This is a genomic window from Flavobacterium sp. FPG59 (assembly GCF_002150205.1).
Classification (GTDB): Bacteria; Bacteroidota; Bacteroidia; order Flavobacteriales; family Flavobacteriaceae; genus Flavobacterium.
The window spans coordinates 1-2,974 of sequence record NZ_MTCA01000298.1; the positions used below are offsets into that span (position 1 = coordinate 1).

At 30.6% G+C, this 2,974-nt stretch carries 1 protein-coding gene; it reads right to left on the bottom strand.

Features of this window, described 5'->3' with window-relative positions; translation table 11 throughout:
• Positions 1–135 precede the first annotated feature (135 nt).
• Positions 136–2,974: hypothetical protein (locus tag FPG59_RS15285; RefSeq protein ID WP_369596828.1), on the bottom strand; the 2,839-nt coding region annotated here is incomplete at its 5' end.

Genomic DNA, 2,974 nt, shown 5'->3' on the forward strand with positions numbered 1-2,974 from the left:
TCATAGCACATTGAAAAAAATAGAATTTAATTTTCACAATTTATTCTAAGTAAATGAACTTTATTTTTTTATTATATGTAATTTTATTAGTAAATATTTGATAATAATTCAATAAATTGACAATATCTCTTCCGTTTAGAACCACTTTCGATTAAAAAGATTGATTAATGTTTTAGGTGAAAAAGTTACTATAAAGCGTATTTTTTCGTTGTACTTATCCTGAGAAATTTCCCAACCATTGTTAGAATAAACAGGAAAGTACAGTTCAAAGTAGTCGGTTACAAGGTTCAAGCGTATACCGCTATCGTACACAAAACGCTCTTTTGAACCATTATTTTTCATAAATCCTATATCTCCATACAATTCAATCCAGTTCCAAATACTATAGCTAGCATTTAAACTAGTTAACCACCTATTTGCAAATGGAGTATCTATTTTTGATTTAAAACCACCCTCGGCAATGATGTATTGCTGACTAAAAATACCACTGTTTTCTGATCTACCTATGTAGCCGTAATCAAATAAATAATCAGTTGGACGGTCTAAGGCAAAACTAAAAAAGTCAGATTGGGTTTTGTTGTATAAAAAACTTCCTGCGTAGAAACGCAAATTAAGTTGCCGGTTGTTTTCAAAAAGTTTTCTAAATTCCATTTCGGCGGTTAGTTTACTAAATTGACTTGCTATTTGTAAATCAGTTGTAAAATTGACGTGATTGGTAACTTCAGTTTTAGTATTGATATAGCGAGCATCAAAAACAGAATAGTTATTAGTTGTATTATCGGTTACAAAAGCGCTTTCTTCTCTATTCACTATGACTTGCCTTAGCAATATCAACTGTTTTCTATTGTCTCTAAAATTAGGTTCACGAATACGAAATTGGACGGAAGGATTTAGCCTTAAATACGCTGCGTCTTGTGCATAATTAAAGTAATTGGCACTTATGCCGTAACGAATATTATACAAAGAACTTGTTCGAATGTTTTGATTTACAACAAATGCCGCTGATCCTGAAACATTTTGTGATCGAGTAGAGTAGGATGGATTTACATCAAAAAGGAAGGGTTTATCCAGAATAGTTTTGTTGTGCAATCTAATTCCAGGTGTAAGGCCATCGTATAAATTATAGTAAATAGAAGGGACGTACAAAATTTGATTGTAATACGGATCTTCAAGATCTTTCATAAAAACAAATTTAATAGGTCTGTTATTTGGGAAAAAACCGTTTAATTTTTTCCAGTTATTCCGCAAGTTAAATTCTGGCACCTCATTTTTTAAGTTTAAAATCAAGCGATCAATGTTTTTTCTAGGAATGGTAATAGTGCTATCACAAGCTTCAATATCAAACCATTGTTTAAAAACAGTAGCACCTTTCTTAGTTCCATAAACAGGTATAGGAATTGCCGTTCCTGTTTTATTCTTTACAGAAAAAGTAATACTATCCTTTGTCTTACTTAGAGTTGTAAATTTGTAATCAATAAGATCTCTAGAGTTGATCATGGTTGTAAAAAACCAACCTATATCTTTCTTAGTTTTAGATTTTAAAAGCGTTTCAAAATCAGTTCTAGTTGTGAGTGCATTTTGTTTTTTTGCATACAAATCTTGAATACTTTGGGTCACAATATCTTGTTTAAGATAATCATCAAGAAACCTAATACTTAATCCAGCTTTGTATTTATTAGCAATTTGTTCATTAAATTTAATTAAATTATTTTTTGATTCAGCTAGAGGTTGATCCAGATTTTTACGAGCCATTAACATATAAAAATAGCTGTACTGGTCATTAAAACCAATATTTGCAATATTAAAATTGCGCAATAGTTTAAATCTGGCTAGGTTGCCAATCATTTTTGTGTTAGGATAATTTTGGTCAATATATTGCATCATAGCATAAACCTGAATCCCATCATAAATCCAATTTTCTTTTCTAGGGTCAAGGTGCATGCTTGTTTTAAGAAAAGAATTCAAGTATGTTTTTAAAAACTTAATTTCATAAAGAAACTCTTCAGGAAATGGGCTTAAAAAAGAGGGTAATTGGTTTAAACCATAAAACGGATTTTTATCATAATCATTTTGTGAAACAATGATTTTTTCATGAGGATATTTCCCAATAAGTGTATGCGTATAATTGACTACTTTATCAATAATCATTGCTTTTTGAATATCGTCTAATTTAGTATTTTTGAGATCAGTAACAACATCTACAATATTATTCTTATAACTTATGAATTGAGGCTTTGAGGTAAGTATTAAGCTTACATTTGTCCTATTATTACCTTTCAAAAGATGTGTTGTAATACCACCATTTGCAGTAAGTTCCTGTGAATTTAAGTCAGTAGAAAGGATTTTTGTACTTGGAATAGTCAGTAAAATTTCCATGCTTGTAATTCCGTTTGCACTATCATCAAGATTGTTGTTGCTGTAAAGCGCAAAGTTGTTATTATCGTAGCGAGCAGGAACTAAGAAACAGTTTTTTAAGTTGTAGTTTTCGTTATTATCAACACCATAATTTGTGAATTTTGAATTTGGTATTTTTAAGGTGTAGGTAAAACTAAGTTTTACTTTTTGAGCTGGTAATAAAGCGCTAGAAAGCGTAACAACAACTAAATCTGCGTTTTTTTCAGATCGGTTCCATTGTAATTCGGTGGTTGTATCTAGTATTTTTAAATTTTGAGTACTTCCACGATCATCCTCTTTGGCTAGGTGAAAACCTCTGTAAAATTCGTCCGAAAAACGTTTGGCTAGAGGAGTAAATTTAGTTGCATAAGCGTTATTCCAATCGTTAAAAACTAAAGATGTAAGCGTATCATTCGACTCATTGTGATACACAAATTCCTGTTCTACGGTGATAGTTTTTCTTTCAGGATGAACAACCGCTTGCATTTTAGTAAAATGCTGACTGTAATTTTTTTGTATTCCAATAAACAAAAAAAATGTTAACGTAACTCTTATATAGGTTTTCAAATTTGTACTCCTT